This is a genomic window from Acinetobacter sp. WY4 (genome assembly GCF_018438165.1).
In the GTDB taxonomy this organism is placed as follows: Bacteria; Pseudomonadota; Gammaproteobacteria; order Pseudomonadales; family Moraxellaceae; genus Acinetobacter.
This window is the reverse complement of the sequence record NZ_CP053947.1, coordinates 2460101-2473596: the sequence shown is the minus strand read 5'-3', so window position 1 is coordinate 2473596 and position 13496 is coordinate 2460101. Positions and strand designations below refer to the sequence as shown.

Here is a 13496-nt window from a genome sequence, read left to right as displayed (position 1 = left end):
CACCTATCTGATTATTTCTTGTTCTTGTCGATTGCAGCTTCTGCATCCGGTTTGAAGTTAGCAATGGCTTTATCTATATTACCGCCATTACGTTTGACTGTCGCAGCAAACTGGTTACGGAATTGCAAACCTAGATCGATACCCGATACGTTGATGTTGCGGATTTTCCATTGTGAACCTTTGTCCACCAGCTGGAACGCCACGGGAATTTTCTCGCCCTTATTATTAAAGTCGATGGTTACAACAGGGTTTTTGCTATTGCTGGCCTTGTATGGACGCACGCTATAGGTCTGATTGCTGAACTTGGAAAATGCAGAACCATAATTTTCAATGAGCGTTTCACGGAAATTCTTTTCAAACTGCGCGCGCTGTGCAGCAGTACTATACTGGTTCGTCGCATAAGTCCCCATCACAATACGCGTGAAAGACTGTGAATCAATGTATGGATCCAAATTCTGGCGGACAATCGCTTTGACCAGCGCCGGATTGTTCTGCAATTTTGCATTATCGGCTTTGAGGCGCTCAATCAAACCATCTGCCACTTTTTTAATAAAAGCAGGTGGTGCTTCAGACGGTGCAGCAAACACTGTACCAGCAACCATTGTGGAAAGAATGCCTGCTGCAAGCGTTTGTTTTACTAAAGTCTTCACTGAAATCTCCTCAATCTACTATTCAACAAATGCAGGTTCTGCATCAGTCGATTCTGAAACTGTCGCCTGTTCTGGGGTAGTTTCTTGACTATCCGACGATTTACCGGCACCGCCAGTAATGAACTTCGTCACTAAATCTTCAATTTCCATGGTGCCTTGGGTATTGGCAATCTGATCACCACGTTTCAAATAGTTCAGACCACCACCTGGAATAATTTTCAGGTATTTTTCACCCAATAACCCATTGGTCGCTACCATAATATAAGCATCCTCATCAATATTGGTGATGGATTTCATGTTAGCTAACAGTTGTTTTTCCATGTCTTTTTGTTGCACAGGTGCAGCCGCAGTATAGTCCGAACTATAACGTAACTCTTCCAGTGCTTCCTGCTGAACCTGCTTTAACTGTTCAGCATTAAATGAGGTCAATGAGCCATCCAGGGTCATATGCACGGTTGCCAGACGCGTTACAGGATCTAAGGTAATGTCATCCACCTGCCCCACTTTCACACCACTTAATGCCACTTTGGCACGTGGCTTGATCCCATTTACATTTTCAAAAGTCGCTGTCATTTTATAGCTGTCGGAAATATTGTGTCCGACCAGACCACTGACACGCATTGCTAGGAAAAATAAGGCAATACCAAACAAAATAACAAAAACACCAACGGCCAGCTCACTAGTACGTGATTTCATTAAACACCTCCGAACATGACCGCAGTCAACACAAAGTCAAAGCCTAAAACGCACAGCGAAGAATACACGACTGTACGCGTTGTAGAAGTTGCAATACCTTCCGATGTCGGGACACAGGCATAGCCTTGGTATACCGCAATCCAGGTACAAATTAATGCGAATACAAAACTTTTAATAATGGTGCCATTTAAGACATCTTTATAGAATTGCACGCTGCTTTCCATGCCGCTCCAATAAGCGCCTTCATCGGCTCCCAGGAAATCCACCCCGACCATTTTGCCGCCCATAATGCCAACTGCAGCAAAGATGACGGAAAGCATTGGCAAGCTAAAAATCCCTGCCCAAAGACGTGGAGAAATCACCCGCTTCAATGGATCGACACCGATCATTTCCATACTGGACAATTGTTCAGTGGCTTTCATCAGACCAATTTCAGCAGTCAAGGCTGAACCGGCACGTCCTGCAAACAGCAAAGCAGCGACCACAGGTGCCAGCTCACGCAGCAAGGTCAGCGCGACTGCTGTTCCTAGCATCGACTCACTACCAAAGGTCGACAAGATGCTGAACATTTGCAAACCAAGCACGGCTCCAATAAACAGGCCAGAAACCACAATAATCAGCAGGGACAATACCCCAACCCGATACATCTGATAAATAAACAGCTTTACGCCAAGCCAGGTCGGCATGGAAAATAAAATCTGCAACAGCATCAGGGTCGCGACCCCAATCCCCTGTACACGTTCAATAACGCGTCTACCTAATGCGGCAATTGCATTCATGAACGAACCTCATCACTTAAATAAGCTTGATGACTAAACTGATAATCCACTGGACCTTCTACCGAACCGGTCAGAAATTGCTGTACAAAAGCAGACGGATGCGCTTTCAGCTCTGCCGGTGTGCCCTCGCCCTGAATTTTGCCTTCTGCCACCACATAGATGTAGTCTGCAATTGATAAAGTTTCTGCAACATCATGCGAGACAATAATTGTGGTTAAGTCCAGTGCTTCACGTAATGAACGGATCAGACGAGTCAAAACGCCCATCACAATCGGATCTTGTCCGGCAAAGGGTTCATCGTACATGATCAGCTCAGGATCCAGCGCAATCGCACGGGCCAAAGCCACGCGTCGGTTCATACCACCGGATAGTTCAGACGGCATCATCTGTTCTGCACCACGTAAACCGACTGATTCCAGCTTCAGTGCCACGATTTCCTTAATCAGATGTTCCGGCAATTTAGTATGTGCTCGAATCGGAAATGCGACATTTTCATACACGCTCATATCGGTAAACAAAGCACCGCTCTGAAACAGCATGCCCATCCGTGCACGTGCTGAAAAAAGTTCGGAACGTGACATCGTGGCAATATCCTTGCCGTCCAATAAAACCTGACCGTGCTCAGGAACCAGCTGCCCACCAATCAGTCTTAATAAGGTGGTTTTACCAGTACCGGATGGTCCCATAATGGCGGTAATCTGCCCACGACGAATATTTAAACTCACGTCGTCATAAATCACGCGCTCACCCCGCTTGAAGCTCAGATTCTTGACTTCAATCAGAGATTGAGTATCTCGCGCTGTTTGATTTTTCATAGCTGAGTTTATTCCTGCATTTTTTCAGCATGCATACTATAAAGGAACGAAGTTCAAAATGTTAGCAGTTGAAAAAGATGGTTTAATATCATAAAAAAATGACAACAATGGATTATTTCGTATTTTTTATAATAAAAATATGCACTTAAGCTTGATTCAAGCACATTGATTAATTAAAAAGACTGTATAAATAATAGATAATATTACATAAAATCAAAGTCAATGCGATATATGGCATATACACCTCTATCAATTGAGATCGAACAGCTAAGCTTTTCATATTAATAATTATCATAACCCTGAAAAAATATGATTTAGTAGACATTTTACGTTAAAAAGCAAAAAACTCAATGCATAAAAAAACCGGTATTTCTACCGGTTTTTTTATCTTCATCTAGCGACTGAATTAGTCGTTAAATTTACGACGTGGACGATCTTCACCACCGAACGAACGTTCACCACGTGGCTTGTCATCAAAGTTGCGACGTACTGGACGATCACCGAAATCACGCTTTGGACGGTCATCACCGAATGAACGCGCTGGACGATCACCGAAACCGCCTTCACGACGTGGAGCTGAACGATCACCAAAATCACGTTTTGGACGATCACCATAACCGCCTTCACGAGCTGGTTTATAATCTACACGGTTGCCACGGTTGTCATCATTAGAACGAGGACGGTCACCAAAACCACCTTCACGACGTGGAGCTGGACGATCACCGAAGTCACGCTTTGGACGGTCATCAAACGAACGTTGTGGACGATCACCGAAACCGCCTTCACGACGTGGAGCAGGACGATCACCGAAGTCACGCTTTGGACGGTCATCAAACGAACGTTGTGGACGATCACCGAAACCGCCTTCACGACGTGGAGCAGGACGATCACCAAAGTCACGACGTGGACGATCTTCGCCAAATGCTGGACGTTCGCCACGAGGTTTGTCATCGAAGCTACGACGTGGACGATCATCACCGCCTTCACGACGTTTGAAGTTGCTTTCGCCTTCAAAACGACGACCGCCACCGAAACCACCACGACCGCCATCACGACGACCGCCATCACGGCCACGACCGCGACCAGCGCCATCACGGCTACCACGTGCAGGAGGTGGAGATGGCTCAAGACCTTCAATTTCAGATACGTTTAGACGCGCATCAAGGAAGTCTTCCAAAGCACGGATTTTACCGCGTTCACGGTAAGTCGCCAAAGTAATGGCTTTACCAGTACGACCCGCACGACCTGTACGACCGATACGGTGTACATAGTCTTCATTCTTCATTGGAAGACCGAAGTTAATTACGTGTGAAATAGTTGGTACGTCAAGACCACGCGCTGCAACGTCAGTTGCAACCAAGATCTTCGCACGACCTTCACGGATGCTGCGTAAACGACGGTTACGAACAGTTTGTGGCATAGCACCGTGAAGTGCTACAACTGATAGACCTGCTTCAGCAAGTTCTTCAGCCAACATATCTGTGTCTTCTTGAGTTGACGCAAATACTACTGCTTGATCAACGTCTTCTTCGTTTAACCAGTGAGTAAGAAGTTTTTTCTTGTGCTCGAAACCGTCAGTCCAATGCAAAGTCTGAGTAATATCAGTATTTGTAGAGTGACCAGTTTCGATCGAAATACGCATTGGGTCATTCATCATGCGTTCTGCAAGTGTAATGATACGTGGTGCAAAAGTCGCAGAGAACATAAGAGTTTGTTTGCGGTTTGCAGCCAACTCACCAATTGCTTCTAAGTCTTCAGAGAAACCCAGGTCAAGCATACGGTCAGCTTCATCGACGATTAATGCGTCAACTTTATCCAATTTGATTTGACGACGATTCACCAAGTCAAGTAAACGACCTGGAGTTGCAACAACAACTTGCGCGCCTTTTAACTGTTGAATTTGCTTACCAAAAGGCATACCGCCCATGATTGCGGCAATACGCACGCCTTTCATGTGACGTACAAATGCAATCGCGTCTTGACATACCTGTTGTGCCAATTCACGAGTTGGTGAAATCACCAAAATATTTGGTTGAGTAACCGCTTTCATACGGTCTTTAAACGGTACTAATGTATCTTGGTTTGCCAACGCATTTAACGTAGGCAGTAAGAATGCAGCAGTTTTACCAGAACCTGTTTGGCTTGACACAAGAAGGTCTTTGCCTTCAAGCGCAGCTGGAATCGCTTGTTCTTGTACAGGAGTAGGAGTAGTAAAGCCTAAAGCGTCGAGAGCCTGGGTTAGAGATTCGTCGAGGGAAAAATCAGCAAAAGTTTTGCTCATAGAGAGTATTCACCCTGAAGTGGGTGCTCCATTTAATAAATAACAATTATGGACATCGGCAAAAAGCGGCACAGCAAATAATGCTGAAAATATTAGGATTCAGCAGCGATCCGAGTAACGACGATGTGGATATAACGCACGCATGATTACGGCCGCAAACCTGAAGGAATCGCTTAAGCGATTGGGGCGCGAAGGATATGTCCTCTCTATGGACAGCACGCGCATACAATGATTAGAAGATAGTGTTCAGGTAAAGAACAGAAATTAAGTGCGTGGCGGAATTATAGCAGAATATTCCACAATGTCATTAAGTTTTAAAACTAATTTTCCTCTTTCATAATTTATCTATATATTTCTAATACTTAAAATACAATAAAAAATGTAACAGTCGGTATAAAAAGTTACTTTTCGCCAATTCACCTGATATTTCCAGTATTCAAGCAAAGATCAACAACTTTATATCAGTAACTAGTGACCTAGATTCCCATGCATAAAAAAGGCATCCCGAAGGACGCCTTTTCTCAATATTAGATCTAATTCATCTAAACCCGATTATTTTGCTGCTTCGCCCCAAGCAGGAACAACTGCTTGCATTAAAGGCTTAAGCATTTTCATTGAACAAGCCAAAACTTGACCATTTTCCATAGAGTCGCTACCACCACGTGCATCAACTACAGTACCGCCTGCTTCTTTCACGATCAATTCGCCAGCTGCGATATCCCAAGGCTTTAAACCAAGTTCGAAATAACCATCGAAACGACCTGCAGCAACATAGGCTAAATCCAATGCTGCAGAACCTGAACGACGATATTGCGCGCCAGCTTCAGTTACGTTTAACAGGGTTTGAAAATGATTCTTGGCATAAGACACAACTTCGCCATTACGCTTGGCACGATAAGCGTGACCAACAGCCATAAAGGTATTTTCCAGGCTGTCTTTTACATTCACACGAATACGGCGCTGGTTCATCATGGCACCACGACCACGACTGGCAGAGAATAGCTCATCTTTCACCGGGTCATAAATCACCCCGTGTTGAGTAATGCCTTTGTGCTGAACTGCGATAGAGATACAGAAATGCGGAAAACCGTTAATGAAGTTTAAAGTACCATCTAGCGGATCGATCACCCAACACCAATCGGCGTCATGACCTTTACCTTCCTGATAGCCAAACTCTTCACCAAGGAAACTGTGATTTTTATAACTTTTACGTAGGGTATCGATGGTCAACTGTTCCAAATAACGATCTACACGCGTTACCGGACCATCAATTCCTTTTTCTTCGACTTGTAGATCAAGTTTATGACGATTCTGATGCGCTTTTAAAAGCTCTTGACCAACTAACTGAGCCGCACGCGCAGCCATCACCACCATAGGTTCCATTGAACACCCACTACAAATTTGAAGACACTGATAAAGAATAATGCATAAAAGCCCCGATATCTTAGCAAATATCAGGGCTTTTTTGGGAAAAATGTGTCTAAAATTTTTAAGATATTATGACAAGACGCTTTGCCCTAGGCTGGACCAAGCCTGATTGATCGATTTTTCAATGCCTTGCGCATCCAGACCCGCTTGCTGCAACATCTGTGCATGGGTCGCTTGCGCCATAAATGTATCATCCAGACCCAAATTCAGTATCGGTTTGACAATCTGCGCTTCTGCCAGATATTCATTCACGGCACTACCCGCACCGCCCATCACCGCATGTTCTTCTACCGTGACAAACAGACTGGTCGTCAATGCCAGATCATCGAGCATTTGGGTATCTAACGGTTTGACAAAACGCATGTTGATTACACGCACGCCAATCTCATGTTTCACGGCAAATGCTTCAGCAGCGTCGATTGCGGCCTGTACCCGGCTACCAAAGGCCAGCACAGAAATATATTCGTCATATTGCCCATTAAAACTGGCCACAATTTCCGCCTGACCGATCGGAATCTCAACCATCTTTTGCTGAATCTCGACGCCCAGTCCATTGCCACGCGGATAACGTACCGCTGCCGGTCCTGGATATAAATACGCAGTATGCAACATTTGACGACATTCATTTTCGTCTTTCGGCGCCATGATCACGATATTCGGGATAGTACGCATATAGGCATAGTCATAAGCACCGGCATGGGTCGGGCCATCTTCACCGACCAGACCAGCACGATCAATACCGAAAGTAACATCCAGATTCTGCAAAGCCACGTCATGTACCAGTTGATCATAACCGCGTTGCAGGAAAGTCGAGTAAATTGCAACCACCGGCTTCAAGCCTTCACAAGCCATACCGGCAGCCAAGGTAACTGCATGCTGTTCGGCAATTGCTACATCAAAGAAACGTTCCGGATATTCTTTGGCAAACTTCACCATGCCTGAGCCTTCGCACATGGCGGGAGTAATCGCGAGCAAACGTGTGTCTTGTGCCGCTTCATCGCAAAGCCATTGCCCAAATACATCCGAATATTTCGGCGCAGTATTGCTGGCAACAACGGCATTGAGTTTGCTAATCGCGTGATACTTGATTTGATCCGATTCTGCCGGAGCAAAGCCCTTGCCTTTTTTGGTATAGATATGAATCAGACGGGGGCCTTTACGCTTTTTCAGCGCATTAAAGACATGCACCAGTTGTTTGACATCGTGACCATCGTATGGGCCAAAATAGTCAAAGCCAATGGCTTGGAATAAGTTATCTGCAGCATCGGTCGCTGCACTGTGTAAACGCGAGTTATACAACCATTCCGGATGTGGCTGTACATATGCCTCACCCTGCTCGGTAACATTAACGAATTCACCGCGCTCCCAAATGGCAGCCAGATGTTTGGCAAAACCACCGGTACTGCAAGAAATCGACATATCATTGTCGTTCAGCACCACCATCAGATCAGCACTGTGTGCCACGGCATCATTCAAGGCTTCAAAGGCCATACCCGCTGTCATGGCACCATCGCCAATAATCGACACAACTTCACACGGATTATTCTGATAACGACGTGCCAGTGCCATACCTAGGCCAGCAGAAATTGCCGTCGAAGAATGCCCTACCCCAAAAGTATCAAATTCAGACTCTTCTCTAGCCGGAAACGCAGCCAGACCGTCTTTGGCACGAATGGTGGTGAGCTGTTCACGACGACCAGTTAACACTTTATGTGGATACGCTTGATGACCTACATCCCAGATCAGGCGATCATGCGGCGTATTAAAACAATAATGTAAGGCCACGGTGAGTTCAATCACACCGAGGTTGGCACCAAAATGTCCACCACTTTGCCCGGCAGCATACAAAATGAATTGACGTAACTCATCCGCCACTTGTTCTAGCTGGCTTTGCTCGAGTGCACGCAGTTGCTCAGGATGATTGATCGCATCAAGCAACGGTGTTACAGGGCGTTGAGTTGGGATTTCTGTATACAGCATATTATGGCAAAGCCTTCTAAAGCCTGGCAAATCTAAAGCTAGGTTAATGGGGAGTACCCGATCATATAGCTGAATTGTAGCAGCTTCAATTCAGCTACGCTTCTAGCGATGCAATATTAAACAATGATCTCGTCGGGGTGAAAAAATTGCAGCCTACGATTATCCTGAATAATCTTACTATTTATCAACTATTATCGTTCGCTTTCTACAAAAAAGAAAATCTATTGCAGAATTTCGACTTTGCAATTCTACCAATGTTCAAGCATTACGCTATACTTTAGCCAATTTCAGGATTTAACGGGTTCAGCTGTGCCAATCGAATTTGTCGCAACGTCAAGATTACCTACCGCTCACGGTGAATTTAAAATTACTGTATTTCAAGACCCTGAGACTGGCGAAGAACATGTCGCACTTTCCAAAGGACTTGAAGAAGTATCAGATGAACCTGTGGTGGTTCGCGTACATTCTGAATGTTTAACCGGTGATGCCTTTGCTTCACTCAAATGCGACTGTGGCCCGCAATTGCAAGCGACTTTAAAACTGATCAATGAATTAGGCCGCGGAGTCATTCTGTATTTGCGTCAGGAAGGTCGTGGCATTGGCCTGACCAATAAAATTCGTGCTTATGCCCTGCAAGATCAGGGACATGACACAGTAGATGCCAACCTGATGCTGAACCTACCGGCGGATGCACGCCAATACGACATGTGTAGCATTATGCTGGATCATTTACAGGTAAAATCGGTACGTCTCGTGACCAATAACCCTTCAAAAATAGAAGCCTTAAAAGCTCAAGGCATTAATGTGATCGATCGTGTGCCTTTGACTGTGGGTTTAAACCCTTTTAATGAACAATATCTCAAGACCAAGCACGAACGCATGGCACATCTTTATAAAAAGGATGATTTTTAATATTTTTAACCCCCGTCCCACCTTATTTTAACTTAATCCCTCCAAACCTCCCTTTATTGCGCTTCGACTTAAAGCCATACTTAAGTCTTGCTCAGGGAGGCTTTCCCTCTTTTTCTTAAAAATGGAGTTAGGGGAAGATTAAATCGTCATGGAAAAAATCCGGTTCTCAGGCATCCGTCGTTTTAAACGTAAATCAAAAGCCATACAAATATTGCGTACAAATGGTTTCCCTTTCTCCAGAATCGTGACTGACGAGTCTGAAAATTGAATCAAACCATCCTGTGCCATTTCCTCAAGCTGTTCCAAAACCTCATCAATTTCAGGGAAAAGCATCTCGGAATTTTCCCATGAGGTGCTAAAGCTGCACATCAAATTTAGAATATGTTGCCGGATGATCAAATCTTCCTGATTTAAGACATGTCCTTTAAATACCGGAATTTCATTGCGCGCCAGGCATTCATAATATTCTTCAATGGTTTTCACATTCTGCGCAAAGCTGTACCAGCTATCACTGATTGAAGAAATGCCTAGCCCAATCATCACCTGGGTTTTAGAGGCTGTGTATCCCATAAAGTTGCGGTGCAATGTTCCCGCTTGAAAGGACTGGTACATCGCATCTTTCTCTAAGGCAAAGTGATCCATGCCAATTTCATGATAACCATGCGCGAGTAACTTCTTTTTACCTTCTTCATAGCATTCCCGTTTGATTGCATCTTTGGGCACATCGGCATCTTTAAAACCGCGCTGACCATTGCCTTTAATCCAGGGCACATGTGCATAGCTATATAAAGCCAGACGGTCCGGCAAGAGCGAATTGGTTTGTTCAATAGTATTTAAAACATCTTCCAGACTCTGAAATGGCAGACCAAAGACCAGATCATGGGAAATCGATTCATAGCCAATTTCTCGCGCCCATTCGGTTACCTGTTTAACATTTTCATAAGGCTGAATCCGGTGAATCGCCTTTTGCACGGTTTCATTATAATCCTGTACCCCATAACTGACTCGACGAAAGCCAAGGTCATATAAACCTTGCAAATGCTCACGCATGGTATTATTAGGATGGCCTTCAAAACTGAATTCATGTACAGGCGCTACATCTGCTTTGGCCAGAATGCCTTGAATCAGTTGAGCCAGATGCGCCATTGAAAAAAAGGTCGGCGTTCCCCCACCCAAATGAATCTCTTTAATGATGGGCTTTTCTTGTAATAGCTCACAATATAAATCCCATTCTTTCAACACTGCCTGAATATAAGGCTGTTCCATTTCATGTTTTTTTGTGACTCTCTTATGGCAACCACAAAAGGTACACAAGCTTTCGCAAAATGGCAGGTGGATATACAGGCTCATGCCTTCGCTTTGATTGGATTCATCAAAAGACTTTTTTAGCGTTTGCGTCCATTGTTCCAGCGAGAAATTCTGCTCTTCCCAATACGGAACAGTGGGATAACTGGTATAGCGTGGCCCGGGAACATTGTATTTTTGAATCAGGGAATTGACCTGTACCGACATGAGACCCACCTATTACCGTCGAGAAATGCTCAAGCCAATGAGCGCTTGTGAGTTATTGTGCTGAGCTTGAAAAAAGAATTCAACCTAGCCATTTAGTCGGATTTAATGATGCATTCTGCTTATGAATAGTGGAATGTAATGTCTGGGCTGATGAATTGCATCACCAAATTAGACCTTAATCTTTGACTGATTTTATGCTTTGATGTCGTTAGTTTTTTATTTCCCTACGAGGGCTCTGATGCAGCATCCTACATCTACGGATATTCAACACGTTCGTGAATTTCTCCTCGACTTGCAGGCACGGATTTGTGCAGCATTAGAACAGCAGGAACGTGCTGGCGGCGGTACGGCCGAATTTATCATCGATGACTGGGAGCGTCCAGAAGGTGGTGGTGGCCGTTCACGTGTTTTGCAAAATGGTACGGTGATTGAAAAAGGTGGGGTAATGTTCTCCCACATCAACATTTCCAAGCTACCTGCTTCTGCGACCGAACGCCATCCCAATATTGCCGGTGCCAAAGCGCAAGCGATGGGGGTATCACTGGTCATCCATCCAAAAAACCCGAATATACCGACTTCGCATGCCAACGTGCGTTTATTTGTGGCTGAAAAAGAAGGCCAAGATCCGATTTGGTGGTTTGGTGGCGGTTTTGACCTGACCCCGTTTTATCCGAATGATGAAGATGTACTGTCTTGGCATCAAACGGCGCATGATCTATGTGCGCCATTCGGCGAAGAGGTTTATCCTGAACATAAACAATGGTGTGATGATTATTTTTATCTGAAACATCGTGATGAACAGCGCGGTGTGGGTGGTTTATTTTTTGATGATCTGAATCAATGGGATTTTGAAACCTGTTTCCAGTATATGCAGGCTGTAGGCAATGGGTATCTGGAAGCCATTCTGCCGATTTTCCAGCGCAATCAGGATAAGCCTTATACCGAAGCACAACGCGAATTCCAGTTATACCGTCGCGGCCGTTACGTGGAATACAATCTGGTTTATGACCGCGGCACCCTGTTTGGCTTGCAGACTGGTGGCCGGATTGAATCGATTCTGGTCAGCCTGCCCCCGCTTACCGGATGGTCATATCGCCCTGAATGGGATGAGGGCTCACCGGAAAAACATTTAACAGATTACTACCTGAAACCACATAACTGGTTAACAGAATTAAAATCCAACGCAATGAAATGATACAAACGGCCCTCAAATAGAGGGCTGTTTTAATAGATATATCCTCTATACTGCTGCATAGAAATACCTGATTTGATCGCGGCACCCTATCGCTACATCGATCATATTCCATTTGATGTCTAGTGAGAATAACAATGCATAATCTTCAATTAAATCTACCTGTGTTGGCCTTTTGGCTTTTTCTGGCTCTCGCCATCAGCGCGATGAGTACCGCAATTTTGAGTCACAACCTGATTCTGGATGGCGCCGCTATTCTGGTGAGTATCCTGACTGGGTTTGGGGTTGTTCTCAGTATGGCGCTGATGTTTGCGGAACATATTATGGATATTTGCAGTTCCTAAAACCCGGATCACTTAACAGCAATTTAAAATCGCGCAGGCTTTAGTCTCTGCGCTTTTTCACGTATATTGATGGCCATTTCCGCACATGGACATTGTGAAATGAGCAAACAATTTTCCGTGATTGGTAACCCGATTGAACAATCACGTTCTCCAGAATTGCATCACGCCTTTGCTGCTAAAACTGGTGTCGACCTGAGTTACACCAAGCGTCTGGCGCCACTGGATGGCTTCGTAGCCAACATTCAGGAATTCTTTAGCAATGGCGGTAGTGGCATGAATGTCACCGTACCCTTTAAAGAACAGGCTTTTGCCCACTGTCAGGTGCTGAGTGAACGGGCCAAAATTGCCAAAGCCGTGAATACGCTATGGATGGAAAATGGTGTGCTGCATGGCGACAATACCGATGGTCAGGGACTGGTTGAAGCAATTCGAGCACTAGATTGGCCACTGGAAAATATAGATATTTTAATTATTGGTGCAGGCGGTGCCACGCGTGGTGTAATCTATCCCCTAGCCCAGGCAGGTGCGAAAAAAATCGTGATCGCCAATCGTACCTTGGCACGGGCGGAACAACTGGTCGCTGATCTTCAGAATGCCGTACCGCAAGTCGAATTACAGGCGATTTCACTAGACACTTTAGCCGGTGAATTTGATTTGATGATTAATGCCACTTCTGCCAGTCTCAGCGGTGATGCCCTGGTTTTACCGGAAACGCTACAGTTTAAACGGGCCTATGAAATGGCCTATGGCAAACCTTCTTCCTTTCTGGATCAAGCCAAGGCACGCGGTGTACCGACATCTGAAGGTTTTGGCATGCTGGTCGGTCAAGCAATTGAATCTTTTTACATCTGGAATGGTATCAAACCGGATTTAAAAGAGTTTCTTTAAAACCCCTATCTCTCTAATG

Annotated in this window: 12 protein-coding genes; 4 read left to right on the top strand and 8 right to left on the bottom strand. The window is 45.0% G+C overall.

Annotated elements, in window-relative coordinates:
- Positions 1 to 11: 11 nt before the first annotated feature.
- From G4D73_RS11515 to dxs, 7 genes are all read right to left on the bottom strand, one after another.
- On the bottom strand, positions 12 to 650 hold the full coding sequence (locus G4D73_RS11515) for an MlaC/ttg2D family ABC transporter substrate-binding protein (protein ID WP_213686817.1): 639 nt from the start codon (positions 648 to 650) through the stop codon (positions 12 to 14).
- An 18-nt stretch (positions 651 to 668) separates the two neighbouring features.
- Positions 669 to 1346 carry an outer membrane lipid asymmetry maintenance protein MlaD gene (locus G4D73_RS11510; RefSeq protein WP_213686816.1) on the bottom strand — a complete coding sequence of 226 codons (678 nt, stop codon included), beginning with the start codon at positions 1344 to 1346 and terminating at the stop codon, positions 669 to 671.
- A complete protein-coding gene (gene mlaE / locus G4D73_RS11505; protein WP_004281531.1) occupies positions 1346 to 2125 on the bottom strand; it encodes a lipid asymmetry maintenance ABC transporter permease subunit MlaE in 780 nt (259 codons plus the stop codon). The genes G4D73_RS11510 and mlaE overlap by 1 nt, the downstream gene beginning before the upstream one ends.
- Positions 2122 to 2940 carry an ABC transporter ATP-binding protein gene (locus tag G4D73_RS11500; protein WP_004645032.1) on the bottom strand — a complete coding sequence of 273 codons (819 nt, stop codon included), beginning with the start codon at positions 2938 to 2940 and terminating at the stop codon, positions 2122 to 2124. The genes mlaE and G4D73_RS11500 overlap by 4 nt, the downstream gene beginning before the upstream one ends.
- Positions 2941 to 3346: 406 nt before the next feature.
- On the bottom strand, positions 3347 to 5221 hold the full coding sequence (locus G4D73_RS11495; protein ID WP_004732315.1) for a DEAD/DEAH box helicase: 1875 nt from the start codon (positions 5219 to 5221) through the stop codon (positions 3347 to 3349).
- A 552-nt stretch (positions 5222 to 5773) separates the two neighbouring features.
- The gene (locus G4D73_RS11490; protein WP_004281534.1) at positions 5774 to 6604 is read right to left on the bottom strand and encodes an inositol monophosphatase family protein; all 831 of its coding nucleotides are present in this window, start codon (positions 6602 to 6604) and stop codon (positions 5774 to 5776) included.
- A 114-nt stretch (positions 6605 to 6718) separates the two neighbouring features.
- Positions 6719 to 8629: a 1-deoxy-D-xylulose-5-phosphate synthase gene (gene dxs, locus G4D73_RS11485; RefSeq protein WP_153566892.1), complete on the bottom strand. Its 1911-nt coding sequence runs from the start codon at positions 8627 to 8629 to the stop codon at positions 6719 to 6721.
- A 309-nt stretch (positions 8630 to 8938) separates the two neighbouring features.
- On the opposite strand from dxs, the gene ribA reads away from it, so the two are divergent.
- The gene (ribA, locus tag G4D73_RS11480) at positions 8939 to 9541 is read left to right on the top strand and encodes a GTP cyclohydrolase II (RefSeq protein ID WP_148335029.1); all 603 of its coding nucleotides are present in this window, start codon (positions 8939 to 8941) and stop codon (positions 9539 to 9541) included.
- 138 nt (positions 9542 to 9679) lie between these two features.
- Here ribA and hemN read toward each other — a convergent pair whose 3' ends face one another.
- Positions 9680 to 11053, bottom strand: coding sequence for an oxygen-independent coproporphyrinogen III oxidase (hemN, locus tag G4D73_RS11475; protein WP_213686815.1), 1374 nt, complete (start codon positions 11051 to 11053; stop codon positions 9680 to 9682).
- A 238-nt stretch (positions 11054 to 11291) separates the two neighbouring features.
- Here hemN and hemF point away from each other — a divergent pair, with 238 nt between their 5' ends.
- The 3 genes from hemF (at position 11292) to aroE (ending at position 13477) form a co-directional block, all read left to right on the top strand.
- The gene (gene hemF, locus G4D73_RS11470; RefSeq protein ID WP_086044437.1) at positions 11292 to 12248 is read left to right on the top strand and encodes an oxygen-dependent coproporphyrinogen oxidase; all 957 of its coding nucleotides are present in this window, start codon (positions 11292 to 11294) and stop codon (positions 12246 to 12248) included.
- A 134-nt stretch (positions 12249 to 12382) separates the two neighbouring features.
- Positions 12383 to 12589 carry a hypothetical protein gene (locus tag G4D73_RS11465; protein ID WP_004281539.1) on the top strand — a complete coding sequence of 69 codons (207 nt, stop codon included), beginning with the start codon at positions 12383 to 12385 and terminating at the stop codon, positions 12587 to 12589.
- Positions 12590 to 12688: 99 nt separating this feature from the next.
- Positions 12689 to 13477, top strand: coding sequence for a shikimate dehydrogenase (aroE, locus tag G4D73_RS11460; protein WP_213686814.1), 789 nt, complete (start codon positions 12689 to 12691; stop codon positions 13475 to 13477).
- Positions 13478 to 13496 lie beyond the last annotated feature (19 nt).